The sequence below is a fragment of the Streptomyces sp. CB02058 genome (assembly GCF_001905505.1).
In the GTDB taxonomy this organism is placed as follows: Bacteria; Actinomycetota; Actinomycetes; order Streptomycetales; family Streptomycetaceae; genus Streptomyces.
Map to the genome: position 1 here is coordinate 419,589 of NZ_LIPG01000006.1, position 24,657 is coordinate 444,245.

The 24,657-nt window shown below is 70.8% G+C and carries 21 protein-coding genes; 19 read left to right on the forward strand and 2 right to left on the reverse strand.

Features of this window, described 5'->3' with window-relative positions; all coding sequences use genetic code 11:
* Positions 1-6 precede the first annotated feature (6 nt).
* On the reverse strand, positions 7-2,202 hold the full coding sequence (locus AMK10_RS30050; RefSeq protein WP_073751694.1) for an ATP-binding protein: 2,196 nt from the start codon (positions 2,200-2,202) through the stop codon (positions 7-9).
* A gap of 276 nt (positions 2,203-2,478) precedes the next feature.
* On the opposite strand from AMK10_RS30050, the gene AMK10_RS30055 reads away from it, so the two are divergent.
* The 13 genes from AMK10_RS30055 to nusB all read left to right on the forward strand — a co-directional run bounded on the left by AMK10_RS30055 (position 2,479) and on the right by nusB (position 15,651).
* Complete coding sequence (locus AMK10_RS30055; protein WP_073751695.1) at positions 2,479-2,928, forward strand: DUF948 domain-containing protein; 450 nt, start codon at positions 2,479-2,481, stop codon at positions 2,926-2,928.
* A gap of 7 nt (positions 2,929-2,935) precedes the next feature.
* Complete coding sequence (locus AMK10_RS30060) at positions 2,936-3,232, forward strand: hypothetical protein (RefSeq protein ID WP_073751696.1); 297 nt, start codon at positions 2,936-2,938, stop codon at positions 3,230-3,232.
* Entirely contained in the window at positions 3,232-5,901 is a 2,670-nt protein-coding gene (gene alaS, locus AMK10_RS30065) for an alanine--tRNA ligase (RefSeq protein ID WP_073751697.1), read from the forward strand. The genes AMK10_RS30060 and alaS overlap by 1 nt, the downstream gene beginning before the upstream one ends.
* An 8-nt stretch (positions 5,902-5,909) precedes the next feature.
* Complete coding sequence (ruvX, locus tag AMK10_RS30070) at positions 5,910-6,383, forward strand: Holliday junction resolvase RuvX (RefSeq protein ID WP_198959825.1); 474 nt, start codon at positions 5,910-5,912, stop codon at positions 6,381-6,383.
* A 100-nt stretch (positions 6,384-6,483) separates the two neighbouring features.
* On the forward strand, positions 6,484-8,220 hold the full coding sequence (mltG, locus tag AMK10_RS30075) for an endolytic transglycosylase MltG (protein ID WP_073751701.1): 1,737 nt from the start codon (positions 6,484-6,486) through the stop codon (positions 8,218-8,220).
* A complete protein-coding gene (locus AMK10_RS30080) occupies positions 8,217-9,047 on the forward strand; it encodes a shikimate dehydrogenase (protein ID WP_073751704.1) in 831 nt (276 codons plus the stop codon). The genes mltG and AMK10_RS30080 overlap by 4 nt, the downstream gene beginning before the upstream one ends.
* Positions 9,048-9,218: 171 nt before the next feature.
* The gene (aroC, locus tag AMK10_RS30085; RefSeq protein WP_073751706.1) at positions 9,219-10,403 is read left to right on the forward strand and encodes a chorismate synthase; all 1,185 of its coding nucleotides are present in this window, start codon (positions 9,219-9,221) and stop codon (positions 10,401-10,403) included.
* Positions 10,400-12,046 (forward strand): 3-dehydroquinate synthase, encoded by a 1,647-nt coding sequence (aroB, locus tag AMK10_RS30090; RefSeq protein WP_073751708.1) that lies wholly within the window; start codon positions 10,400-10,402, stop codon positions 12,044-12,046. Before aroC ends, aroB begins: the two co-directional genes overlap by 4 nt.
* A complete protein-coding gene (gene aroQ / locus AMK10_RS30095) occupies positions 12,043-12,486 on the forward strand; it encodes a type II 3-dehydroquinate dehydratase (RefSeq protein ID WP_073751710.1) in 444 nt (147 codons plus the stop codon). The genes aroB and aroQ overlap by 4 nt, the downstream gene beginning before the upstream one ends.
* A gap of 109 nt (positions 12,487-12,595) precedes the next feature.
* Positions 12,596-13,423, forward strand: a complete 828-nt coding sequence (locus tag AMK10_RS30100) for a Pro-rich N-terminal domain-containing protein (RefSeq protein ID WP_073751712.1) — start codon at positions 12,596-12,598, stop codon at positions 13,421-13,423.
* Between the two features lie 69 nt (positions 13,424-13,492).
* Positions 13,493-14,599 (forward strand): aminopeptidase P family protein, encoded by a 1,107-nt coding sequence (locus AMK10_RS30105; RefSeq protein WP_073751714.1) that lies wholly within the window; start codon positions 13,493-13,495, stop codon positions 14,597-14,599.
* A 51-nt stretch (positions 14,600-14,650) separates the two neighbouring features.
* A complete protein-coding gene (gene efp / locus AMK10_RS30110) occupies positions 14,651-15,217 on the forward strand; it encodes an elongation factor P (RefSeq protein ID WP_073751716.1) in 567 nt (188 codons plus the stop codon).
* 2 nt (positions 15,218-15,219) lie between these two features.
* Entirely contained in the window at positions 15,220-15,651 is a 432-nt protein-coding gene (gene nusB / locus AMK10_RS30115) for a transcription antitermination factor NusB (protein ID WP_073751719.1), read from the forward strand.
* Positions 15,652-15,910: 259 nt separating this feature from the next.
* Here the strand turns inward: nusB and bldD are convergent, their stop codons facing one another.
* Positions 15,911-16,411, reverse strand: a complete 501-nt coding sequence (bldD, locus tag AMK10_RS30120) for a transcriptional regulator BldD (RefSeq protein WP_014044812.1) — start codon at positions 16,409-16,411, stop codon at positions 15,911-15,913.
* A gap of 221 nt (positions 16,412-16,632) precedes the next feature.
* On the opposite strand from bldD, the gene pyrR reads away from it, so the two are divergent.
* From pyrR to carB, 6 genes are all read left to right on the forward strand, one after another.
* Entirely contained in the window at positions 16,633-17,217 is a 585-nt protein-coding gene (pyrR, locus tag AMK10_RS30125; protein WP_073751721.1) for a bifunctional pyr operon transcriptional regulator/uracil phosphoribosyltransferase PyrR, read from the forward strand.
* Positions 17,218-17,306: 89 nt separating this feature from the next.
* The gene (locus AMK10_RS30130) at positions 17,307-18,323 is read left to right on the forward strand and encodes an aspartate carbamoyltransferase catalytic subunit (RefSeq protein WP_073751724.1); all 1,017 of its coding nucleotides are present in this window, start codon (positions 17,307-17,309) and stop codon (positions 18,321-18,323) included.
* Positions 18,324-18,325: 2 nt separating this feature from the next.
* Complete coding sequence (locus AMK10_RS30135; protein WP_073751726.1) at positions 18,326-19,612, forward strand: dihydroorotase; 1,287 nt, start codon at positions 18,326-18,328, stop codon at positions 19,610-19,612.
* A complete protein-coding gene (locus AMK10_RS30140) occupies positions 19,609-20,211 on the forward strand; it encodes a PH-like domain-containing protein (protein WP_073751728.1) in 603 nt (200 codons plus the stop codon). The genes AMK10_RS30135 and AMK10_RS30140 overlap by 4 nt, the downstream gene beginning before the upstream one ends.
* Positions 20,208-21,350: a glutamine-hydrolyzing carbamoyl-phosphate synthase small subunit gene (gene carA / locus AMK10_RS30145; protein WP_073751730.1), complete on the forward strand. Its 1,143-nt coding sequence runs from the start codon at positions 20,208-20,210 to the stop codon at positions 21,348-21,350. Before AMK10_RS30140 ends, carA begins: the two co-directional genes overlap by 4 nt.
* Complete coding sequence (carB, locus tag AMK10_RS30150; RefSeq protein ID WP_073751731.1) at positions 21,343-24,651, forward strand: carbamoyl-phosphate synthase large subunit; 3,309 nt, start codon at positions 21,343-21,345, stop codon at positions 24,649-24,651. Before carA ends, carB begins: the two co-directional genes overlap by 8 nt.
* Positions 24,652-24,657 lie beyond the last annotated feature (6 nt).

The window sequence follows — 24,657 nt, forward strand, 5'->3', positions numbered from 1 at the left end:
CAGCTCTCAACCGAGCTCGGGCCCGCCCCTCCCTGTCGTACGGGAGGCGGCGGGCCTTCGCGTTTCCCCCGCGCCCGAGCCGCCGGGCCCCGGATCGGGGAGCGCCCCCGCCTCCCCGCCGGTGCCGAGGGCCCGTGCCACCGCCCCCCGGGTGTCCAGCAGACGGCCCGCCCTGCGCGCGGCGTCGTACCGTACGTCGCCCAGTACCGCCCTGGCCCGCTCCTCGCACTGCAGCCGGGGCCTGCCGTAGTGGGCGGAGCCGAACAGCGGCAGCCCCACCGAGGGCCAGATCCGGTCCGCCGCCCCCTGCAGCACCGCCGCCTCGGTGGCGTCGCCCTCGACCGCCGTGATCAGGGCGAGCAGCTCCAGCGAGAGGGCCGTGCCGAGCAGGTCGTCGAAGGTGTGCCCGATCGACAGGGCCTCCTCCAGCATCCGGCGCGCCCGCCCGCTCAGTCCCGCCTCCAGCGCGGTGAAGCCCAGGACGTACAGCGCGTAGGCCAGGGCCCACCGTTCGCCGTGGTCCTCGCAGATCTCGCGGACCTCGGCACAGATCGCCGCGGCCCCGTCCAGGTCCCCTAGGAAGGCCACGGCCATGCCCAGTTCGACCTGGGCCATCAGGACGTTGCTGTTCAGCTCGCCGATCTCCCGGTAGCGCGTGAGCGCCTCGCGCAGCAGTTCCTCGGCGCGCCCCGGGTCGTCCGTGACGATCGAGAGGCAGCCCGTGCGGTGCACGGCGTAGGCCACGGCGGCGGCGTCCCCCGAGCGTTCACCCTCCTCGCGGCACTCCTGAAGGGCGGAGACCGCGCCGACCGGGTCCCCCTGGAGCACCGCCACATAGCCCAGCACCCACAGGGCCTTCAGCCGTGAGTGGTCGTAGGGGGACTCCTCCTCCAGGACGTGCTCCAGCCAGTGGCGGCCCTCCGACAGACGGCCGCATCCGGTCCAGTAGAACCAGAGGGTCCCCGCGAGGTACTGCGCGAGATGCACCTCGTCGGGGCTCTCCATCGAGCACTCCATCGCCTGGCGGAGGTTGGGCAGCTCGCTGTCGATCCGGGCGGCGGCGTCGGCCTGTCTGGGGCTGAACCAGTCGAGCTCGCACCAGGTGGCGAGCCCCAGGTACCAGTCCCGGTGTCTGCGGCGCAGGCGGTCCGCGTCACCGGTCGCCCGCAGCCACTCGGCGCCGTACTCCCGCACGGTGTCCAGCAGACGGTAGCGGCAGCCGAGGGCCGAGTCCTCGCGCAGCACCACGGACTGGGCCAGCAGTTCGTCGAGGACGTCGAGCACCGAGTCGGCCGGCAGTCCGGCGCCGCCGCAGATGTACTCGACGGCCTCCAGGTCGAACTGCCCGGCGAACACCGAGAGCCTCGCCCACAGCATCCGCTGCTCGGGGGCGCACAGCTCATGGCTCCAGCCGATGGCCGTACGCAGCGTCTGGTGGCGGGGGAGCGCGTTGGGGCTGCCTCCCGTCAGCAGCCGGAAGCGGTCGTCGAGGCGTTGCAGCACCTGCTCCACGGTCAGGGCCCGCAGCCGTCCCGCCGCCAGCTCCAGGGCGAGCGGGATGCCGTCGAGGCGCCGGCAGAGCTCGCGTGCCGTCTCCCGGTCGCCGTCCGCCAGCCGGAAGCCGGGCCGTACCGCCGCGGCGCGCCGGGTGAAGAGCTCCATGGCGTCGTCGTCGCCCATCGGCGCCAGGGTGAAGGTGCGTTCACCGTCCACCCGCAGCGGACGGCGCCCGGCGGCGAGCACCTGGAGGCGCGGCGCCCGGCGCAGCAGTTCCCTCACCAGCCCGGCGCACGCGTCGAGGAGATGTTCGAAACCGTCGATCACCAGAAGGAGGCTGCGTTCCGAACAGTGTTCGACCAGAACGGCGCGCGGAGGCCGGTGGGTGTGATCGGTCAGCCCCAGGGCGTCGACCAGGGCGTGTTCGAGCAGCTCGGGATCGTGGACGGACGACAGCTCGGCGATCCACACGCCATCGCAGTACCGTTTCTCCATGAGCGCCGCGACCCGTGACGCGAAGCGGGTCTTCCCGACCCCGGCGACTCCGGCCACGGTGACGAGCCTGGACTCCCGCAGGAGCGAGTCGAGTTGTTGCAGCTCGTCGTGGCGGCCCACGAAGGTGTCCAGCTCGGCCGGGAGATTTCCGCGTACGGGGACGGGCTCCGCGTCGTCGGGCGTGGGGGAGGGGCGCTGAGGGCGTCGCATGAAACACGCAGAGTACTGGCACATAAGCTCTCCGTACAATCTCCCCGCTCCCGGGGCCCGCTCCACGACCCGTGCCGCGGTCCGCTCGACGGGCCGCGCCGCCCGCCCGTAATGCGGTACGGCGCGTGACGCCCGGCGCGATAGGCTCGGGGGACGACGATCGGCAGTGGTGGCAGTGCGCGCCGGCCGAACAGAGACAGGCAGAACGCCGGCCGGGAGATGCCCCGGCCGATGCGGGCGACGAGCAGAGAGCGGTGCACTGTGTCCGGTGGAGAGGTGGCCGGCATCCTGGTGGCTGTCTTCTGGGCGATCCTGGTGTCCTTCCTCGCCGTGGTACTGGTGAGGCTGGCCCAGACGCTCAAGGCGACCACCGCGCTGGTGGCGGACGTGACCGAGCAGGCGGTCCCGCTGCTCGCCGACGCCTCCGCCACGCTGCGCTCCGCGCAGACCCAGCTGGACAAGGTCGACGCCATCGCGAGCGACGTCCAGGAGGTCACCTCCAACGCCTCGGCGCTCTCCACCACCGTCGCCTCCACCTTCGGCGGTCCGCTCGTGAAGGTCGCGGCCTTCGGCTACGGGGTGCGGCAGGCGATCGGCCGCCGTACCTCGGCGGAGCCGGAGCCGGACCGCAAGGCCGCCCGCCGCACCGTGATCGTCGGCCGTACCGTGCCGTCCGCCCGCGACAAGAAGCGGACCGGCCGAAGCTCCCGCGGACAGAAGGACTGACGCAGCGATGTTCCGCCGTACGTTCTGGTTCACCGCCGGCGCAGCCGCCGGTGTGTGGGCCACCACCAAGGTCAACCGCAAGATCCGGCAGCTGACCCCGGAGAGCCTCGCGGCGCAGGCCGCCGACAAGGCACTCGAAGCGGGCCACAAGCTGAAGGACTTCGCCCTCGACGTGCGTGAGGGCATGGTCAGGCGCGAGGCGGAACTGGGCGGAGCACTCGGCATCGAGGCGCCGCGCGACCCCGAACTCGTCCCCCATCGGACACTTCCCTACAACTCGAACAACCGGAATGAGGACCACTAATGGAGTCGGCTGAAATTCGCCGCCGCTGGCTGAGCTTCTTCGAGGAGCGCGGTCACACCGTCGTGCCTTCGGCGTCGCTCATCGCGGACGACCCGACTCTGCTGCTGGTCCCCGCGGGCATGGTTCCCTTCAAGCCCTACTTCCTCGGCGAGGTCAAGCCGCCCGCCCCGCGCGTCACCAGCGTGCAGAAGTGCGTGCGTACGCCGGACATCGAAGAGGTCGGCAAGACCACCCGGCACGGCACGTTCTTCCAGATGTGCGGCAACTTCTCGTTCGGCGACTACTTCAAGGAAGGCGCCATCGAGTTCGCCTGGGCGGCGCTCACGAGCTCCGTCGAGGACGGCGGCTTCGGGCTCGACCCCGAGCGCCTCTGGATCACCGTCTACCTCGACGACGACGAGGCCGAGCAGATCTGGCGCGACAAGATCGGCGTCCCCGCCGAGCGCATCCAGCGCCTGGGCAAGAAGGACAACTTCTGGTCCATGGGCGTCCCCGGACCCTGCGGCCCGTGCTCCGAGATCAACTACGACCGCGGCCCGGAGTTCGGTGTCGAGGGCGGCCCCGCCGTCAACGACGAGCGCTACGTGGAGATCTGGAACCTGGTCTTCATGCAGTACGAGCGGGGCGCCGGCGACGGTAAGGAGGACTTCCCGATCCTCGGGGACCTGCCGTCGAAGAACATCGACACCGGTCTCGGCCTCGAACGCCTCGCCATGATCCTGCAGGGCGTGCAGAACATGTACGAGACCGACACCCTGCGCGTCGTGATGGACAAGGCCACCGAGCTCACCGGCGTCCGCTACGGCGCCGACCGGGGCTCCGACGTCTCCCTCCGGGTCGTCGCCGACCACATCCGTACGTCGGTCATGCTCATCGGCGACGGCGTCACCCCCGGCAACGAGGGCCGCGGCTACGTCCTGCGCCGCATCATGCGCCGTGCCATCCGCAACATGCGCCTCATGGGCGCCACCGGGCCGGTCGTCCGCGAGCTCGTCGACGTCGTCGTCGACACCATGGGGCAGCAGTACCCGGAGCTGATCACCGACCGCAAGCGCATCGAGACCGTCGCCCTCGCCGAGGAAGCCGCCTTCCTGAAGGCCCTCAAGGGCGGCACGAACATCCTCGAGACCGCCGTCACCGAGACCAAGGCCGCCGGCGGCAAGGTCCTGGCCGGCGACAAGGCGTTCCTGCTCCACGACACCTGGGGCTTCCCGATCGACCTCACGCTGGAGATGGCCGCCGAACAGGGCCTCTCCGTGGACGAGGACGGCTTCCGCCGGCTCATGCAGGAGCAGCGGGACAAGGCCAAGGCCGACGCCAAGGCCAAGAAGACCGGGCACGCCGACCTGTCCGCCTACCGCGAGGTCGCCGACAACTCCGGCGTCACCGAGTTCACCGGCTACACCAGCATCGAGGGCGAGTCGAAGATCGTCGGCCTGCTCGTCGACGGTGTGCCCTCGCCCGCCGCCTCCGAGGGCGACGAGGTCGAGGTCGTCCTCGACCGCACCCCCTTCTACGCCGAGGGCGGCGGCCAGCTCGCCGACCAGGGCCGGATCCGGCTCGACACCGGCGCCGTCATCACGATCCGCGACGTGCAGCAGCCCGTCCCGGGCGTCTCGGTCCACAAGGGCTCGGTCCAGGTCGGCGAGGTGACCGTCGGCGCCTCCGCCTACGCCGCCATCGACAACACCCGCCGCCGCGCCATCGCCCGCGCCCACAGCGCCACGCACCTCACCCACCAGGCGCTGCGCGACGCTCTCGGCCCCACGGCCGCCCAGGCCGGTTCGGAGAACTCGCCCGGCCGCTTCCGCTTCGACTTCGGCTCGCCCGCCGCCGTACCCGGCACGGTCCTCACCGACGTCGAGCAGAAGATCAACGAGGTCCTCGCCCGGGAACTCGACGTCCAGGCCGAGGTCATGTCCATCGACGACGCCAAGAAGCAGGGCGCCATCGCGGAGTTCGGCGAGAAGTACGGCGAGCGGGTCCGCGTCGTCACCATCGGCGACTTCTCCAAGGAGCTGTGCGGCGGTACGCACGTCGGCAACACCGCCCAGCTGGGCCTGGTGAAGCTGCTCGGCGAATCGTCCATCGGCTCCGGGGTGCGCCGCATCGAGGCCCTGGTCGGCGTGGACGCGTACAACTTCCTCGCCAAGGAGCACACGGTCGTCGCCCAGCTCCAGGAGCTGCTCAAGGGCCGCCCCGAGGAGCTCCCCGAGAAGATCTCCGGCATGCTCGGCAAGCTGAAGGACGCTGAGAAGGAGATCGAGAAGTTCCGCGCGGAGAAGGTGCTCGCCGCCGCCGCCGGGCTCGTGGAGTCCGCCAAGGACGTACGGGGCGTCGCCCTGGTCACCGGGCAGGTGCCGGACGGCACCACGGCCGACGACCTGCGCAAGCTGGTCCTCGACGTGCGCGGGCGCATCCAGGGCGGCCGGCCGGCCGTCGTGGCCCTGTTCACCACCGCCAACGGCCGCCCGCTGACGGTCATCGCCACCAACGAGGCCGCCCGAGAGCGCGGCCTCAAGGCCGGTGACCTCGTCCGCACCGCGGCCAAGACCCTCGGTGGCGGTGGCGGCGGCAAGCCGGACGTCGCCCAGGGCGGCGGCCAGAACCCGGACGCCATCGGCGACGCCGTCGCCGCTGTCGAACGCCTCGTCACCGAGACGGCGTGACGCCGGAGATGTCGCAGATGCGCAGGGGACGCCGACTCGCGATCGATGTCGGCGATGCCCGGATCGGGGTCGCCTCGTGCGACCCCGACGGGATCCTCGCCACGCCGGTGGAGACCGTGCCGGGACGTGACGTCCCGGCCGCCCACCGGCGGCTCGGCCAGATCGTCGAGGAGTACGAGCCGATCGAGGTCGTCGTCGGGCTTCCCCGCTCCCTCGGGGGCGGGGAGGGCCCGGCCGCCGCGAAGGTCCGTGCGTTCGCCCAGGTGTTCGCCCGTGCGATCGCACCGATTCCTGTACGTCTCCTGGACGAGAGGATGACCACAGTGACGGCCACTCAGGGCCTGCGCGCTTCGGGCGTGAAGTCCAAGAAGGGCCGGTCTGTCATCGACCAGGCTGCCGCTGTGGTGATCCTTCAGAACGCTCTGGAGTCCGAACGGGCGTCAGGCGTTGCTCCGGGCGAGGGCGTCGAAGTGGTTGTCTGATCGCGATACGGTAACGTTCCGCGCGATGCGCCGGTGTTCGAACAGACACCGCACAGCAAAGCGAAGAGACGGAGCGTCGTCTCGCGGCTCAAGGGGATCGATGACTGAGTATGGCCGGGGCCCCGGCTCCGAACCGTGGCATCCCGAGGACCCCTTGTACGGGGACCAGGGATGGGGAGGCCAGCAGGCCGCCCACGGCCAGGGCCAGTACGACGGCCAGCAGCAGCCCTACGCGCAGGACCCGTACGCCCAGCAGGGCTACCAGCAGGACCCGTACCAGCAGCACCAGCAGCAGGACCCGTACCAGCAGCAGCACCAGCAGCAGCCGTACGACCCCTACGGCCAGCAGCAGCCCCCTCAGCACCACCAGCCCCAGCAGCCGCAGTACGACAACGGCGGCTGGGACACCGGCCAGCAGGCGGCGATGCCGTACGGAGCGCAGCAGCAGCCCCCGTACGGAAGCGATTCCGGCGGCTACGGCGAGCAGGCCGACTACTACGGCACCCCCGAGGCCTACCCCCCGCCGCAGCCTCCGGGGCGCCGTGAGCAGGCGCCCCAGCAGCAGGGCCAGGACTGGGACCCGGACGTGCCGCAGGAGGAGACGCATCCTTTCTTCACCGGCGCGGACGAGCCGGCCGAGGAGCGCGAATCCCGGAGCTCGCGCGGGTCGCGCGGCTCGCGGGGCGACGATGACGACTACGACGACGACCCGCGCGAATCCCGGCGGGGCGGCGACCGTCGCGGCAAGGGCAAGAAGAAGAGCCGCAACGGCTGCGCGTGCCTCGGTGTCGCCGCGGTCCTCGTCGGGGGGCTCGGCGGGGTGGGCTACTTCGGTTACTCGTACTACCAGAGCCAGTTCGGCGAGGCCCCCGACTACACGGGGAGCGGCTCGGGCTCGGTCCAGGTGGAGATCCCCGAAGGTGCCCTCGGGTACGAGATCGCGAACACCCTGAAGAAGGCCGGTGTCGTGAAATCGGTCGATGCCTTCATTTCCGCGCAGAACGGGAATCCCAAAGGGAAGTCCATCCAGGCCGGCGTCTATCTCCTGAAGAAGGAGATGTCCGCCGACAGTGCCGTCGAGCTGATGCTGAGCCCGTCCAGCCAGGACGCGATGATCATTCCCGAGGGCACCAGCACCACCGGGGTCTACGCGGCGATCGACAAGAGGCTGAAGCTCAAGCCCGGTACCACCGCCGGTGTCGCGAAGACGAAGGCCGAGAGCCTCGGGCTGCCCGAATGGGCGGACGACGACCCGGGCATCAAGGACCCGCTGGAAGGATTCCTCTTCCCGGCGGCGTACGCGGTCCCCAAGGGCTCCAAGCCCGAGGACGCGCTGAAGAAGATGGTCACCCGGGCCAACAAGGAATACGGGAAACTCGATCTCGAGGCGAATGCCGAGAAGCTGAATCTGGACTCTCCGCTCGACGTCATCACCGTGGCGAGCCTCGTCCAGAAAGAAGGCAAGTACAAGCACGACTTCGACAAGGTCGCGAGGGTTGTCTACAACCGGCTCAAGCCGGACAATCTCGAAACCGTCGGAAGGCTCGAATTCGACTCGACGATCAATTACATCCGGGCGGAGAGCACGCTGGATGTGGGAGCCGTCGACGATCTGCGGAAGATCGACGATCCGTACAACACGTACAGCATCAAGGGCCTGCCACTCGGCCCGATCTCCAATCCGGGCGCGGACGCACTGCACTCGGCGATCAGCCCCGCGTCCGGTCCCTGGTACTACTTCGTCTCCGTCACCGAGGACAAGACGCTGTTCGCCGTGACGAACGAGGAGCACGAGCGCAACCGCAAGCAGTACGAAGAGAACAAGGCCAACCAGTGAGCACCACCCGCCGCGCCGCCGTCCTCGGCTCGCCCATCGCCCACTCCCTCAGCCCGGCCCTGCACCGCGCCGCGTACGCGGAGCTCGGTCTGGAGGGATGGTCGTACGACAGCTTCGACGTCGACGAGGCGGCGCTGCCCGGCTTCGTCGAGGGGCTGGACCCGTCCTGGGCGGGGCTCTCCCTGACCATGCCGCTCAAGCGCGCCGTCATCCCGCTGCTGGACGAGATCAGTCCGACAGCGGCTTCGGTCGAGGCCGTCAACACCCTGGTCCTCACCGAGGACGGCCGGCGCCTCGGCGACAACACGGACATCCCCGGGATGATCGCGGCCCTGCGTGAGCGCGGGGTCGAGAAGGTGGAGTCAGCCGCTGTCCTCGGAGCCGGAGCGACCGCGTCCTCCGCGCTGGCCGCCCTCGCCGAGATCTGCACCGGGCCCGTCACGGCCTATGTGCGCAGCGCGGCACGGGCCGACGAGATGCGCGGCTGGGGCGAGCGCCTCGGGGCCGACGTCCGCATCGCGGACTGGGCCGAGGCCGAGGAGGCGCTGCACGCCCCCCTGGTCGTCGCCACCACCCCGGCCGGCACCACGGACACCCTTGCGGACGTGGTCCCGTCGGCCCCCGGAACCCTCTTCGACGTGCTCTACGAGCCCTGGCCGACCGCCCTGGCCTCGCGCTGGGCGGCCACGGGCGCCGGTGTCGTGGGAGGCCTCGACCTCCTCGTGCACCAGGCGGTCCTCCAGGTGGAACAGATGACCGGTCTGGACGCGCCGGTCGCCGCCATGCGGGCGGCCGGTGAAGCGGCGCTCGCGGCACGGAGCCACTAGGCATCCCGTCCGTACCCGGCCCTTCATCCCGTGGAGACAGGGCCGAAACGTCCGTCTGCTGGACCGGCGGCAGGGCGGCCCTCCCGATCGTGGGAGGATCGGACATGGCGGGCCAGGGCCGCGCACCCGGTCGCGCCGTCGCAGTATCAGGCGCGAGCATGAGGAGCACCGTTGAGCAGGTTGCGCTGGCTGACCGCGGGGGAATCGCACGGCCCCGCACTGGTGGCGACGCTGGAGGGTCTTCCCGCCGGCGTCCCGGTCACCACGGAGATGGTGGCGGACGCGCTCGCCCGGCGACGGCTCGGTTACGGGCGCGGCGCGCGGATGAAGTTCGAGAAGGACGAGGTCACCTTCCTGGGCGGCGTCCGGCACGGCCTCACCATGGGCTCGCCCGTCGCCGTCATGGTGGGCAACACCGAGTGGCCCAAGTGGGAGCAGGTCATGTCGGCCGACCCGGTCGACCCCGAGGTGCTGGCCGAGCAGGCCCGCAACGCTCCGCTGACCCGCCCCCGGCCCGGCCACGCCGACCTGGCCGGCATGCAGAAGTACGGATTCGACGAGGCTCGGCCCGTCCTGGAGCGCGCCAGCGCCCGGGAGACCGCGGCCCGTGTGGCCCTCGGCGCCGTCGCCCGCTCCTACCTCAAGGAGACCGCGGGCATCGAGATCGTCTCCCACGTCGTCGAGCTGGCCGCGGCCAAGGCGCCCTACGGTGTCTACCCGAAGCCCTCCGACGTCGAGCGGCTCGACGCCGACCCGGTGCGCTGTCTGGACGCGGACGCGTCGAAGGCGATGGTCGCGGAGATCGACCAGGCCCACAAGGACGGCGACACCCTCGGCGGGGTCGTCGAGGTGCTCGCGTACGGCGTGCCGGTCGGACTCGGCTCGCACGTGCACTGGGACCGCAGGCTCGACGCCCGTCTGGCCGCGGCGCTGATGGGCATTCAGGCCATCAAGGGGGTCGAGGTCGGCGACGGCTTCGACCTGGCCCGGGTTCCCGGCTCCAAGGCGCACGACGAGATCGTGGCCACCCCGGACGGGATCAGGCGCACCTCCGGCCGCTCCGGCGGCACCGAGGGCGGGCTCACCACCGGTGAGCTGCTGCGGGTCCGCGCCGCGATGAAGCCCATCGCGACCGTCCCCCGCGCGCTCGCCACGGTCGACGTCGTCACCGGCGAGGCGGCCAAGGCGCACCACCAGCGCTCCGATGTCTGCGCGGTCCCCGCCGCCGGGATCGTCGCCGAGGCGATGGTCGCCCTGGTGCTGGCCGACGCGGTCGCGGAGAAGTTCGGCGGCGACAGCGTCCCCGAGACCCACCGCAACGTGCAGTCGTACCTCTCGCACCTCCAGATCCGGTGAGCGGCCCGCTGATCGTCCTGGTCGGCCCGATGGGCGTCGGCAAGTCGACGGTGGGCGAGCTGCTCGCCGAGCGGCTCGGCACCAGCTACCGCGACACCGACGCGGATGTCGTGGCCACGGCCGGCAAGTCGATCCCGGACATCTTCTTCGACGAGGGCGAGGAGCGCTTCCGCGACCTGGAGCGCCAGGCCGTACGGGACTCGCTCGCCGGGCACCCGGGTGTCCTCGCGCTCGGCGGCGGTGCCGTGCTCGACGAGTCGACGCGTGCGCTGCTCGCCGGCCACCGGGTGGTCTACCTCTCCATGGGAGTGGACGAGGCGGTCAAGCGGGTCGGGCTGAACACCGCCCGCCCCCTGCTCGCCGTCAACCCGCGACGCCAGTGGCGCGAGCTCATGGAGGCCAGGCGCCGCCTGTACGAGGAAGTGGCCGGTGCGACCGTCGCGACCGACGAACGCACCCCCGAGGAGGTCGCCCAGGCGGTCCTCGACGCAACGGAACTGCCGGAGCGCGCGGTCCAGCCCGTGCAGCCCGGCCGGGAGAACACACGCATGAGCGAGCAGGCCACCACGCGCATCCGGATCGCCGGCACCGCGGGCACCGACCCGTACGAGGTGCTCGTCGGCCGCCAGCTCCTCGGCGAGCTGCCGAACCTCATCGGTGACCGCGCCAAGCGGGTCGCCGTCCTGCACCCCGAGGCGCTCGCCGAGACCGGCGAGGCGGTCCGGGAGGACCTTGCCGCGCAGGGGTACGAGGCCATCGCGATCCAGCTGCCCAACGCGGAGGAGGCCAAGACCGTCGAGGTCGCCGCCTACTGCTGGAAGGCGCTCGGCCAGACCGGCTTCACCCGCACCGACGTCATCGTCGGCGTCGGCGGCGGCGCCACCACCGACGTCGCCGGGTTCGTCGCCGCCTCCTGGCTGCGCGGGGTGCGCTGGATCGCCGTACCGACGACCGTGCTCGCCATGGTCGACGCGGCGGTCGGGGGCAAGACCGGCATCAACACCGCCGAGGGCAAGAACCTCGTCGGTGCCTTCCACCCGCCGGCCGGGGTGCTCTGCGACCTCGCCGCGCTGGACTCGCTGCCGGTCAACGACTACGTCTCCGGAATGGCCGAGATCATCAAGGCCGGCTTCATCGCCGACCCGGTCATCCTCGACCTCGTCGAGGCGGACCCCCAGGGCGCCCGCACACCCGCCGGACCGCACACCGCGGAGCTCATCGAGCGCTCCATCCGGGTCAAGGCCGAGGTCGTCTCCAGCGACCTCAAGGAGTCCGGTCTGCGGGAGATCCTCAACTACGGGCACACCCTGGCCCACGCGATCGAGAAGAACGAGCGCTACAAGTGGCGCCACGGCGCGGCTGTCTCGGTGGGCATGGTCTTCGCCGCCGAGCTGGGCCGGCTCGCCGGACGCCTCGACGACGCCACCGCCGACCGGCACCGCGCCGTCCTGGAGTCCGTCGGACTGCCGCTCACCTACCGCGGTGACCAGTGGCCCAAGCTCCTGGAGAACATGAAGGTCGACAAGAAGTCCCGCGGCGACCTCCTGCGCTTCATCGTCCTGGACGGCGTCGGCAAGCCCGCCGTGCTGGAGGGCCCCGACCCGGCCGTCCTGCTCGCCGCCTACGGGGAGGTCTCCGCGTGAGCACCCGCAGGGTCCTCGTGCTCAACGGCCCGAACCTCGGACGTCTCGGCTCCCGTGAGCCCGACGTCTACGGAGCGACGTCCTACGCCGGTCTCGTCGACACCTGCCGGACCCTCGGCAAGGAGCTGGGCTTCGACGTGGACGTCCGGGAGACCAACGACGAGGGCGAGCTGATCCGCTGGCTGCACGAGGCGGCGGACGGTTCGATTCCGGTCGTTCTCAACCCGGGTGCCTTCACGCACTACTCGTACGGAATGCGGGACGCGGCAGCGCAGCGCACCGCCCCGCTGATCGAGGTGCACATCTCGAATCCGTACGCACGGGAGGAATTCCGCCACACCTCGGTGGTCGCCCCCGTGGCCACCGGCACCGTGGCAGGGTTCGGGATCGGCTCCTACCGGCTCGCCCTGCGGGCCCTGGCCGACGAACTGACGGACTGACACACCGGGCACTTCGTGCCTTCCCCGCCCGTTCACAGCGTGGCGGCCGGGGAAGGTACGGTTGCCGTCGACCAGCGCCAGTTGCCTGCACGAGACGGAGTGGCACCGGATGCAGCACGCAGTGGGGGCCCCGCTGCCGCCGCCCCAGGGTCCCGGGAACGGGCCGTGGACGCACCAGGCCCAGCACTCGAACCACCCCGGCAGGCCGACGCCGCCGCCCCTTCCTCCCATGGCGCCGGCGCCCGGGGCACCCGCGCCCCAGGCGCCCGTGCCCCAGCACGCTCCTGTGCCGCCCTCCCGGGAGACCACCGGGCACATCCAGCTCCCGCCGGGCGGCCCCGTGCCGCTGCCGGCGCCGCCGGCCGAGCCGGGTACGGGCGCGGCGACCCTCGCCGTGCTCCTGATCGGCCCCGCCGGGGCCGGCAAGACCACGGTCGCCAAGCTCTGGGCGGGCCGCCGCCGGGTCCCCACCGCGCACGTCTCCCTGGACGACGTGCGCGAGTGGGTCTGCTCGGGCTTCGCCGACCCGCAGGCCGGATGGAACGACCACTCGGAGGCGCAGTACCGCCTGGCCCGGCGCACCTGCGGCTTCGCCGCCCGTAATTTCCTGGCCAACGGCATCTCGTGCATCCTCGACGACGCCGTCTTCCCCGACCGGCCCGTCGTCGGCCTCGGGGGCTGGAAGCGGCACGTCGGTCCCGGGCTGCTGCCCGTGGTGCTCCTGCCCGGCCTGGAGGTCGTCCTGGAGCGCAACGCGGCCCGCAGCGGGAACCGCAGGCTCTCCGACGAGGAAGTGGCCAGGATCCACGGCCGGATGGCCGGGTGGTACGGCTCGGGTCTGCCGATCATCGACAACAGCACCTACGACGTCGAGACGACCGCCCGGGTCCTGGACGACGTCCTGGCGCGCTCCATAGCCAGCCCGCCCGCCTGGTAGCGGCCCTGCCGTTCCCGGTCGGGTGCGCTGACCGGGCGGGCCGGCGCCGTCGCTCGTAGGCTCGAAAACATGTCAGAGGTGTACGCCGTCCGACGCGGGCTGCTGCGTGACCGGTACGCCGCCGCCGGATCCGCGGCCGCCCTGGTCTCCCGCCCCGCCAACGTCCGCTATCTCTCGGGAGGGGCCCCGCCGGGCGCCGTGCTGCTGCTCGGCCCCGGTGCGGACGTGCTGCTCTGCCCCCGGGTGCCGTCCGGCGACACCTCCCACGGGCGGCCCGACGAAAGGCTGCGGCTGGAGGTGCTGCCCGATCCGGCGGGCGACCCGGTCGTCGCCGCGGCCGGACTGGCCCTCTCGCTGGACGCGGACTCCCTCGCCGTCGAGGAGCACGACCTCACGGTCTCCCGGCACCGCGCCATGCTCTCCGTCGCCCCGCGTCTGCGGCTGGCCGACCTCGGCTCCACGGTGGAGCAGCTGAGGATCGTCAAGGACGAGGAGGAGATCGCCTGTCTGCGGATCGCCGCCGAGATCACCGACCAGGCGCTCGGAGAGCTCCTGGAATCGATCCTGGTGGGCCGCACCGAGCGTCACCTCGCCCTGGAACTCGAACGCAGGCTGGTGGACCACGGCGCGGACGGCCCGGCGTTCCCCACCTCCGTCGGGACCGGCCCCCACTCGGGCCAGGCCCGCCACCGGCCCACGGACCGCAGGGTCGAGGAGGGTGATTTCCTCTCCGTGTGCCTCGGAGCGAACTACCGCGGATACCGCTGCGAGATCGGCCGGACGTTCGTCATCGGGACCAGCCCCGCGGACTGGCAGATCGAGCTCTACGACCTTGTTTTCGCCGCTCAGAGGGCCGGACGGGAGGCCCTTCTCCCCGGCGCCGCCTACCGTGACGTGGACCGCGCCGCCCGCCATCTCCTGGACTCGGCGGGCTACGCGGACGGCCTCCAGCCCAGCACCGGGCACGGGGTCGGGCTCGAAATCGACGAGGACCCGCAGTTGGCACCGACAGCCATGGGTAAACTGGACGCTTGTGTGCCGGTCACCGTCGAACCGGGGGTCCACCTCCCGGGCCGGGGCGGTGTCCGGATCGATGACACGCTCGTCGTGCGCCCCGAGGCGGACGGCGGACCCGAGCTACTCACCATTACGACCAAGGAGCTGCTCGCGCTCTAGCGCGCGTTCGTTGGTTGTCCACCAGCTTTCAGTCCAGGAGATTCCGCAACCGTGGCTTCCACGAACGACCTCAAGAACGGCCTGGTGCTCAAGCTCGACGGAGGCCAGCTCTGGTCCGTCGTCGAGTTCCAGCACGTCAAGCCCGGCAAGGGCCCCGCCTTCGTGCGCACCAAGCTCAAGAACGTGCTCTCCGGCAAGGTCGTCGACAAGACGTTCAACGCCGGTGTGAAGGTCGAAACGGCCACCATCGACCGCCGGGACATGCAGTTCTCGTACATGGACGGCGAGTACTTCGTCTTCATGGACATGGACACGTACGACCAGCTCATGGTCGACCGCAAGGCCGTCGGCAACGCCGCCAACTTCCTGATCGAGGGCTTCACCGCCTCCGTCGCCCAGCACGAGGGCGAGGTGCTGTACGTCGAGCTGCCCGCCGCGGTCGAGCTGACCATCAAGCACACCGACCCCGGTGTCCAGGGCGACCGCTCCACCGGTGGCACCAAGCCCGCCACCCTGGAGACCGACTACGAGATCGGTGTCCCGCTCTTCATCACCACCGGCGAGAAGATCAAGGTCGACACCCGCACGGGCGACTACCTCGGCCGGGTGAACAGCTAACCGTGGCTGCCCGGAACAAGGCCCGCAAGCGCGCCTTCCAGATCCTCTTCGAGGCCGACCAGCGCGGTGAGTCCGTGCAGACGGTCCTCGCGGACTGGGTACGGCTCTCGCGGACCGACGACCGTCAGCCGCCGGTCGGCGAATTCACGATGGAGCTGGTCGAGGGGTACGCACAGTACGCGGACCGGATCGACGACCTCATCGTCACCTACGCCGTGGACTGGGAGATCGACCGCATGCCGGTCGTCGACCGGAGCATCCTGCGGCTCGGCGCGTACGAGCTGATCTGGATGGACTCCACCCCGGACGCCGTGGTGATCGACGAGGCGGTCCAGCTCGCCAAGGAGTTCTCCACGGACGACTCCCCGACCTTCGTGAACGGCCTGCTGGCCAGGTTCAAGGACCTCAAGCCGAACCTCCGCCGGGAGCAGTGACCCCGGCGGCGTAGAGCCGAACGATGGGCCCACGGTCGACCTGACCGTGGGCCCATCGGCGTACCGGAGAGGCCGTACCAGAGGCTGCGGCGGGGCCGTCAGAGGCCCGTGCAAGGGCCGCGCAGGCGCCCGTCCGGGTCGTCGGCCCGGGCATCGCCGGGGCATGGGACCGGACATCGCACGGCACGCGCGAAAAGCCGGGCCGGCGGAGTCCTCAGGACCCCGCCGGCCCGGCGGTACGTTCGTCGGTCAGGGCTGGTCAGCCCTCTTCGTGGGCGACCGCGCGGCGCGCGTCGGCGTCCAGCACGCCCCAGCTGATCAGCTGCTCCGTGAGCACGGACGGCGACTGGTCGTAGATCACGGCAAGGGTGCGCAGGTCGTCCTGGCGGATCGAGAGCACCTTGCCGTTGTAGTCGCCACGCTGGCTCTGGATCGTCGCGGCGTAACGCTGCAGCGGTCCGGCCTTCTCCGGCGGCACGTGGGCGAGGCGCTCCAGGTCGAGGACGAGCTTCGGCGGCGGCTCGGCGGCACCACCGGGGGTCGTGCCGGGCAGGAGCTCCTGCACCGGAACGCCGTAGAAGTCGGCCAGCTCGGCAAGGCGCTGCACGGTCACGGCGCGGTCGCCGCGCTCGTAGGAACCGACCACGACGGCCTTCCAGCGGCCCTGCGACTTCTCCTCCACGCCGTGGAGGGAGAGGCCCTGCTGGGTGCGGATGGCGCGGAGCTTGGCCCCGAGCTGCTTTGCGTATTCGCTGGACATAAGGCTCCCCGGACGCTGGAACATTCTGCGGCTGGGCCGCGTGGCTGGTAACTCACTGTGAGGTTACGCAGCGTTACTTGGCTGCGTCAAGCCGAAAGGTCCGGACTGCCACCTCCTGGGGGCGGGGCCTGGGCGTCGCACAAGCCCTGGTAACGTGGATGACGCAATTTCGACGTCCTTTAACGTCCGTCCAGTGAGGCGGAGAAGGAGGTCCGTTTCTTATGGACGCACAGCATGACCACACCGGCAATGCGGCACGCCCCGTTCTCGAGGCTCCCGACATCGCCCGGGTGCTGACCCGAATCGCCCACGAGATCGTCGAACGCGCCAAGGGCGCCGACGACGTGGTGCTCCTCGGCATCCCGACACGCGGGGTCTTCCTCGCCGGCCGGCTCGCCGCGAAGCTCGAAGAGATCACCGGCCGGAAGACGCCGGTCGGGTCGCTCGACATCACGATGTACCGCGACGACCTCCGGATGCGCCCCGCGCGCGCCCTGGGACGCACCGAGATCCCCGGTGAGGGCATCGAGGACCGACTGGTCGTCCTCGTCGACGACGTGCTCTTCTCCGGCCGCACGATCCGCGCCGCACTCGACGCGCTCGGCGACATCGGCCGGCCCCGTGCCGTGCAGCTCGCGGTCCTCGTCGACCGCGGCCACCGCGAACTCCCGATCCGTGCCGACTACGTCGGCAAGAACCTCCCCACGTCGCTGAGGGAGACGGTCAGGGTCCAGCTCGCCGAGGAGGACGGCCGCGACGCCGTGCTGCTCGGCGTCAAGCAGACCGTCCCGGCAGGCGAGCAGTAGCAGCGTCCCGTCCCGTGCGCCCCATCGGTCGCACGGCCGCTTCCGCACGCCCGCCTGCCTGAATCCTCCACCCTTCACGGAGACCCCAGATGCTGCGCCCTCCCGGGGGAAACCCCCGGACCCCCCGTCACCTGATCTCGGCCGCCGACCTCACCCGCGACGACGCCGTCCTGATCCTCGACACCGCCGAGGAGATGGCACGGGTCGCGGACCGGCCGATCAAGAAGCTCCCCACACTGCGTGGACGCACGGTCGTCAACCTGTTCTTCGAGGACTCGACGCGGACCCGGATCTCGTTCGAGGCGGCCGCCAAGCGCCTCTCCGCCGACGTCATCAACTTCTCCGCGAAGGGCTCCTCCGTCTCCAAGGGCGAGTCGCTCAAGGACACCGCCCTGACCCTGGAGGCGATGGGCGCCGACGCCGTCGTCATCCGGCACGGCGCCTCCGGAGCCCCCTACCGCCTCGCCACGTCCGGCTGGATCGACAGCGCCGTCGTCAACGCGGGCGACGGCACGCACGAGCACCCCACCCAGGCCCTGCTGGACGCCTTCACCATCCGCCGCAGGCTGGTCGGGCACGACGCCGGGATCGGCCGTGACCTCGAAGGCCGCCGGATCACGATCGTCGGGGACGTCCTGCACAGCCGGGTCGCCCGCTCCAACGTCCATCTGCTGCACACGCTCGGTGCGCACGTCACCCTGGTGGCCCCGCCCACCCTCGTGCCGGTCGGCGTCGAGCAGTGGCCCTGCGACGTCAGCTACCGCCTCGACGACGTGCTGCCGAAGTCGGACGCGGTGATGATGCTGCGTGTGCAGCGTGAGCGGATGAACGCCGCGTACTTCCCGACCGAGCGCGAGTACTCCCGCCGCTACGGCCTGGACGGCGAGCGCATGGCCCGGATGCCGGAGCACGCCATCGTCATGCACCCCGGCCCGATGGTCCGCGGCATGGAGATCACCGCCGAGGTCGCGGACTCCGACCGCTGCACCGCCGTCGAGCAGGTCGCGAACGGCGTCTCCACCCGTATGGCCGTCCTGTACCTGCTGCTCGGCGGCTCCGAGACCGCCCTGCCCTCCGCCTCCGCCCGTACCGAGGAGAACAAGTAACCATGAGCAAGATCCTGATCCGCGGTGCGAAGGTCCTCGGCGGCGAGCCTGGGGACGTCCTCATCGACGGCGAGACCATCGCCGAGGTCGGCACCGGCATCGAAGCGGGCGACGCCACCGTGATCGAGGCGGCCGGCCAGATCCTGCTGCCCGGCCTCGTCGACCTGCACACCCATCTGCGCGAGCCCGGCCGCGAGGACTCCGAGACCGTCCTCACCGGCACCAAGGCTGCCGCGGTCGGCGGCTTCACCGCCGTCCACGCCATGGCCAACACCTTCCCCGTCGCCGACACCGCGGGCGTCGTCGAGCAGGTCTGGCGGCTCGGCAAGGAGTCCGGCTACTGCGACGTGCAGCCCGTCGGCGCCGTCACCGTCGGCCTGGAGGGCAAGCAGCTCGCCGAGCTCGGAGCCATGCACGACTCCGCCGCCGGGGTGAAGGTCTTCTCCGACGACGGCAAGTGCGTCGACGACGCCGTCATCATGCGCCGCGCCCTGGAGTACGTGAAGGCCTTCGACGGCGTCGTCGCCCAGCACGCCCAGGAGCCCCGCCTCACCGAGGGCGCCCAGATGAACGAGGGCGTCGTCTCGGCCGAGCTCGGCCTGGGCGGCTGGCCCGCCGTCGCCGAGGAGTCGATCATCGCCCGCGACGTGCTCCTCGCCGCCCACGTCGGCTCCCGGGTCCACATCTGCCACCTCTCGACCGCCGGCTCCGTCGAGATCGTCCGCTGGGCCAAGTCCAAGGGCTGGAACGTCACCGCCGAGGTCACCCCGCACCACCTGCTGCTCACCGACGAGCTCGTCCGGTCCTACAACCCGGTCTACAAGGTGAATCCGCCGCTGCGCACCGAGGCCGACGTCCTGGCCCTGCGCGAGGCGCTCGCGGACGGCACCATCGACTGCGTGGCCACCGACCACGCCCCGCACCCGCACGAGGACAAGGACTGCGAGTGGGCCGCCGCCGCCATGGGCATGGTGGGCCTCGAGACCGCGCTCTCCGTGGTCCAGCAGACCATGGTGGACACCGGACTCATCGACTGGGCGGGCGTCGCCGACCGCATGTCGTTCCGTCCCGCGGTCATCGGCAGGCTCGAAGGACACGGCCGGCCCGTCTCGGCGGGTGAGCCCGCCAACCTCACTCTGGTCGATCCGGCATACCGTGGAGCAGTGGACCCCGCGGGCTTCGCCTCCCGCAGCCGCAACACTCCGTACGAGGGTCGCGAGCTGCCCGGCCGAGTGACCCACACCTTCCTGCGGGGCCGTGCAACGGTCGTCGACGGGAAGCTCGCGTGACAACACTCAACCCCCTGTACCAGCTGGCCGCCGAGCAGAAGTCGGCCGAAGTGACGGACTGGTCCGCCCGCATCAGCTGGGTCGTCGGACTGCTCGTCCTCGTCGCCTTCGTCTACTGGCTGATGCGCCAGGGATGGAAGTGGCGGGGCCGCCTCCAGTCCGGCCTGCCCGAGCTCGCGACCACCCCCGACGGGTTCGCCGACGGCGAGAAGCTGCTCACCCTGGAGGGCCGCTACCACGCCTCGACGACCGCCGGGCAGTGGCTCGACCGGATCGTCGCGCACGGCCTCGGCACCCGCAGCAGGGTCGAGCTGACCCTCACGGAGCAGGGCCTCGACGTCGTACGCCCCGGAGCGGCGGACTTCTTCGTACCGGCCGCCGCCCTGCGCGAGGCCCGGCTCGACAAGGCGCTCGCGGGCAAGGTCCTGCCCGAGGGCGGCCTCCTGGTCATCACCTGGGCGCACGGCGACCAGCTGATCGACTCCGGGTTCCGCTCCGACCACGCGGCCGAGCACCAGGCCTGGGTCGACGCCGTCGGCCACCTCACCGGCTCAGCCGGCAAGAACCTCACCAGCACAACGGAAGGCACCGCACGATGACGATCTCCACCCGGGGAGCAGCGCAAGCTCCCGCCGTACTCGTCCTGGAGGACGGCCGCTCCTTCCGCGGCCGCGCCTACGGGGCCGTGGGGGAGACCTTCGGCGAGGCGGTGTTCTCGACCGGCATGACCGGCTACCAGGAGACGCTGACCGACCCCTCGTACCACCGCCAGGTCGTCGTCATGACCGCCCCGCACGTCGGCAACACCGGCGTGAACGACGAGGACCCCGAGTCGAAGCGCATCTGGGTCTCCGGCTACGTCGTGCGCGACCCCGCCCGCGTGCCCTCCAACTGGCGCTCCCGCCGTTCGCTCGACGAGGAGCTCACCAGCCAGGGCATCGTCGGCATCAGCGGCGTCGACACCCGCGCGCTCACCCGCCACCTGCGCGAGCGCGGCGCCATGCGCGTCGGCATCTTCTCCGGGAACGCCCTCCAGGACGAAGGCATACTGCTCGCCAAGGTGCGCCAGGCCCCCGAGATGGCCGGCGCCGACCTCGCCGCCGAGGTCGCCACCAAGGAGACGTACGTCGTCCCCGCCATCGGCACCAAGAAGTTCACCGTCGCGGCGATCGACCTCGGCATCAAGGGCATGACCCCGCACCGCATGGCCGAGCGCGGCATCGAGGTGCACGTCCTGCCCGCCACCGCCACCCTGGAGGAGGTGTACGCGGTCGAGCCCGACGGAGTCTTCTTCTCCAACGGCCCCGGCGACCCGTCCACCGCCGACCACCCCGTCTCCGTCATGCGCGGTGTCCTGGAGCGGAAGACCCCGCTCTTCGGCATCTGCTTCGGCAACCAGATCCTCGGCCGCTCGCTCGGCTTCGGCACCTACAAGCTGAAGTACGGCCACCGGGGCATCAACCAGCCCGTGCAGGACCGCACGACCGGCAAGGTCGAGGTCACCGCGCACAACCACGGATTCGCCGTCGACGCTCCGCTCGACAAGGTCTCCGACACGGAGTTCGGCCGCGCCGAGGTCTCCCACGTATGCCTGAACGACCAGGTCGTCGAAGGGCTCCAGCTGCTCGACCAGCCGGCCTTCAGCGTCCAGTACCACCCCGAAGCAGCCGCGGGCCCGCACGACGCCGCGTACCTCTTCGACCGTTTCGTCACCCTGATGGAGGGCCAGCGTGCCTAAGCGCTCCGATATCCAGTCCGTCCTGGTCATCGGCTCCGGTCCGATCGTCATCGGGCAGGCCGCCGAGTTCGACTACTCCGGCACCCAGGCCTGTCGCGTCCTCAAGGCCGAGGGCCTGCGCGTCATCCTGGTGAACTCCAACCCGGCGACGATCATGACCGACCCGGAGATCGCCGACGCCACGTACGTCGAGCCGATCACCCCCGAGTTCGTCGAGAAGATCATCGCCAAGGAGCGCCCCGACGCGCTGCTCCCCACCCTGGGCGGCCAGACCGCGCTCAACACCGCGATCTCCATGCACGAGAACGGTGTCCTGGAGAAGTACGGCGTCGAGCTCATCGGCGCCAACGTCGAGGCCATCAACAAGGGCGAGGACCGCGACCTCTTCAAGGGGGTCGTCGAGGCCGTCAAGGCGAAGATCGGTTACGGCGAGTCCGCCCGCTCCGTCATCTGCCACACCATGGACGACGTCATCGCGGGCGTCGACACGCTCGGCGGCTACCCCGTCGTCGTCCGCCCCTCCTTCACCATGGGCGGCGCCGGCTCCGGCTTCGCCCACGACGAGGAGGAGCTGCGCCGCATCGCGGGACAGGGCCTCACCCTCTCGCCGACCACCGAGGTGCTCCTGGAGGAGTCCATCCTCGGCTGGAAGGAGTACGAGCTGGAGCTGATGCGCGACAAGAACGACAACGTCGTGGTCGTCTGCTCCATCGAGAACTTCGACCCGATGGGCGTCCACACCGGTGACTCGATCACCGTCGCCCCCTCGATGACGCTCACCGACCGTGAGTACCAGCGGCTGCGCGACATCGGCATCGCGATCATCCGCGAGGTCGGCGTCGACACCGGCGGCTGCAACATCCAGTTCGCCATCGACCCCACCGACGGCCGGGTCATCGTCATCGAGATGAACCCGCGCGTCTCCCGCTCCTCGGCGCTCGCCTCCAAGGCCACCGGCTTCCCGATCGCCAAGATCGCCGCCAAGCTGGCCGTCGGCTACACGCTGGACGAGATCCCCAACGACATCACCGAGAAGACGCCGGCCTCCTTCGAGCCGACCCTCGACTACGTCGTCGTCAAGGCCCCGCGCTTCGCCTTCGAGAAGTTCCCGTCCGCCGACTCCACCCTCACCACCACCATGAAGTCGGTGGGCGAGGCCATGGCCATCGGACGCAACTTCACCGAGGCGCTCCAGAAGGCCCTGCGCTCCCTGGAGAAGAAGGGCTCGCAGTTCGCCTTCACCGGTGAGCCCGGCGACAAGGCCGAGCTGCTCGCCGAGGCGGTCCGCCCCACCGACGGCCGCATCAACACCGTGATGCAGGCGATCCGCGCGGGCGCCACCCAGGAAGAGGTCTTCGACGCCACGAAGATCGACCCCTGGTTCGTCGACCAGCTCTTCCTGATCAAGGAGATCGCCGACGAGCTGACCTCCGCCGAGCGCCTCGACACCGAGCTGCTCGCCGAGGCCAAGCGGCACGGCTTCTCCGACGCCCAGATCGGCGAGATCCGCGGCCTGCGCGAGGACGTCGTGCGCGAGGTCCGGCACGCGCTCGGCATCCGCCCGGTCTACAAGACGGTCGACACCTGCGCCGCCGAGTTCGCCGCCAAGACGCCGTACTTCTACTCCTCCTACGACGAGGAGAGCGAGGTCGCGCCGCGCACCAAGCCCGCGGTGATCATCCTCGGCTCCGGCCCCAACCGCATCGGCCAGGGCATCGAGTTCGACTACTCGTGCGTCCACGCCTCCTTCGCGCTGAGCGACGCGGGCTACGAGACCGTGATGGTCAACTGCAACCCGGAGACCGTCTCCACGGACTACGACACCTCCGACCGGCTGTACTTCGAGCCGCTCACGCTGGAGGACGTCCTGGAGATCGTGCACGCGGAGTCGCTCGCGGGCCCGATCGCCGGTGTCATCGTCCAGCTCGGCGGACAGACGCCGCTCGGCCTCTCCCAGGCGCTCAAGGACAACGGCGTGCCGGTCGTGGGCACCTCCCCGGAGGCCATCCACGCCGCCGAGGACCGCGGCGCCTTCGGCCGGGTGCTCGCCGAGGCCGGACTGCCGGCCCCGAAGCACGGCACCGCCACCACGTTCTCCGAGGCCAAGGCCATCGCCGACGAGATCGGCTACCCCGTCCTCGTACGCCCCTCGTACGTGCTCGGCGGCCGGGGCATGGAGATCGTCTACGACGAGACCCGCCTCTCCTCCTACATCGCCGAGTCCACCGAGATCAGCCCCACCCGGCCGGTCCTGGTCGACCGCTTCCTCGACGACGCGATCGAGATCGACGTCGACGCGCTCTACGACGGCACCGAGCTCTACCTCGGCGGCGTCATGGAGCACATCGAGGAGGCCGGCATCCACTCCGGCGACTCCGCCTGCGCGCTGCCCCCGATCACCCTCGGCGGCTTCGACGTGAAGCGGCTGCGCGCCTCCACCGAGGGCATCGCCAAGGGCGTCGGCGTACGCGGACTGATCAACATCCAGTTCGCGCTGTCCGGTGACATCCTCTACGTCCTCGAGGCCAACCCGCGCGCCTCGCGGACCGTCCCCTTCACCTCGAAGGCGACCGCGGTCCCGCTCGCGAAGGCCGCCGCCCGCATCTCGCTGGGCGCCACCATCGCAGAACTGCGCGCGGAGGGCCTGCTGCCCAAGCAGGGCGACGGCGGCACGCTGCCGCTGGACGCGCCGATCTCCGTCAAGGAGGCCGTCATGCCGTGGTCGCGCTTCCGCGACATCCACGGCCGCGGCGTCGACACGGTCCTCGGCCCGGAGATGCGCTCCACCGGTGAAGTCATGGGCATCGACTCCGTGTTCGGCACGGCGTACGCCAAGTCGCAGGCCGGCGCCTACGGTCCGCTGCCCACCAAGGGACGTGCCTTCATCTCCGTCGCCAACCGCGACAAGCGCTCGATGATCTTCCCGGCGCGCGAACTCGTCGCGCACGGCTTCGAGCTGATGGCCACCTCCGGCACCGCCGAGGTGCTCAAGCGCAACGGCATCAACGCCACGATCGTGCGCAAGCAGTCCGAGGGCGAGGGCCCGGACGGCGAGAAGACCATCGTCCAGCTGATCCACGACGGCGAGGTCGACCTCATCGTCAACACGCCGTACGGGACGGGCGGCCGGCTCGACGGCTACGAGATCCGCACCGCGGCCGTCGCCAGGTCCGTGCCGTGCCTCACCACGGTCCAGGCGCTCGCCGCCGCCGTCCAGGGCATCGACGCGCTCAACCACGGAGGCGTCGGCGTACGTTCCCTCCAGGAACACGCTGAACATCTGATCGCGGCCCGCGACTAGCAGCCA

What these genes read in the sequence shown, in the direction of transcription:
- AMK10_RS30050 (WP_073751694.1), bottom strand. Translation starts at nt 2,202, where the DNA reads ATGCGACGCCCTCAGCGCCCCTCCCCCACGCCCGACGACGCGGAGCCC.
- AMK10_RS30060 (WP_073751696.1), top strand. Translation starts at nt 2,936, where the DNA reads ATGTTCCGCCGTACGTTCTGGTTCACCGCCGGCGCAGCCGCCGGTGTG.
- alaS (WP_073751697.1), top strand. Translation starts at nt 3,232, where the DNA reads ATGGAGTCGGCTGAAATTCGCCGCCGCTGGCTGAGCTTCTTCGAGGAG.
- ruvX (WP_198959825.1), top strand. Translation starts at nt 5,910, where the DNA reads ATGTCGCAGATGCGCAGGGGACGCCGACTCGCGATCGATGTCGGCGAT.
- mltG (WP_073751701.1), top strand. Translation starts at nt 6,484, where the DNA reads ATGACTGAGTATGGCCGGGGCCCCGGCTCCGAACCGTGGCATCCCGAG.
- AMK10_RS30100 (WP_073751712.1), top strand. Translation starts at nt 12,596, where the DNA reads ATGCAGCACGCAGTGGGGGCCCCGCTGCCGCCGCCCCAGGGTCCCGGG.
- AMK10_RS30105 (WP_073751714.1), top strand. Translation starts at nt 13,493, where the DNA reads ATGTCAGAGGTGTACGCCGTCCGACGCGGGCTGCTGCGTGACCGGTAC.
- bldD (WP_014044812.1), bottom strand. Translation starts at nt 16,411, where the DNA reads ATGTCCAGCGAATACGCAAAGCAGCTCGGGGCCAAGCTCCGCGCCATC.
- pyrR (WP_073751721.1), top strand. Translation starts at nt 16,633, where the DNA reads ATGGACGCACAGCATGACCACACCGGCAATGCGGCACGCCCCGTTCTC.
- AMK10_RS30130 (WP_073751724.1), top strand. Translation starts at nt 17,307, where the DNA reads ATGCTGCGCCCTCCCGGGGGAAACCCCCGGACCCCCCGTCACCTGATC.
- AMK10_RS30135 (WP_073751726.1), top strand. Translation starts at nt 18,326, where the DNA reads ATGAGCAAGATCCTGATCCGCGGTGCGAAGGTCCTCGGCGGCGAGCCT.
- carA (WP_073751730.1), top strand. Translation starts at nt 20,208, where the DNA reads ATGACGATCTCCACCCGGGGAGCAGCGCAAGCTCCCGCCGTACTCGTC.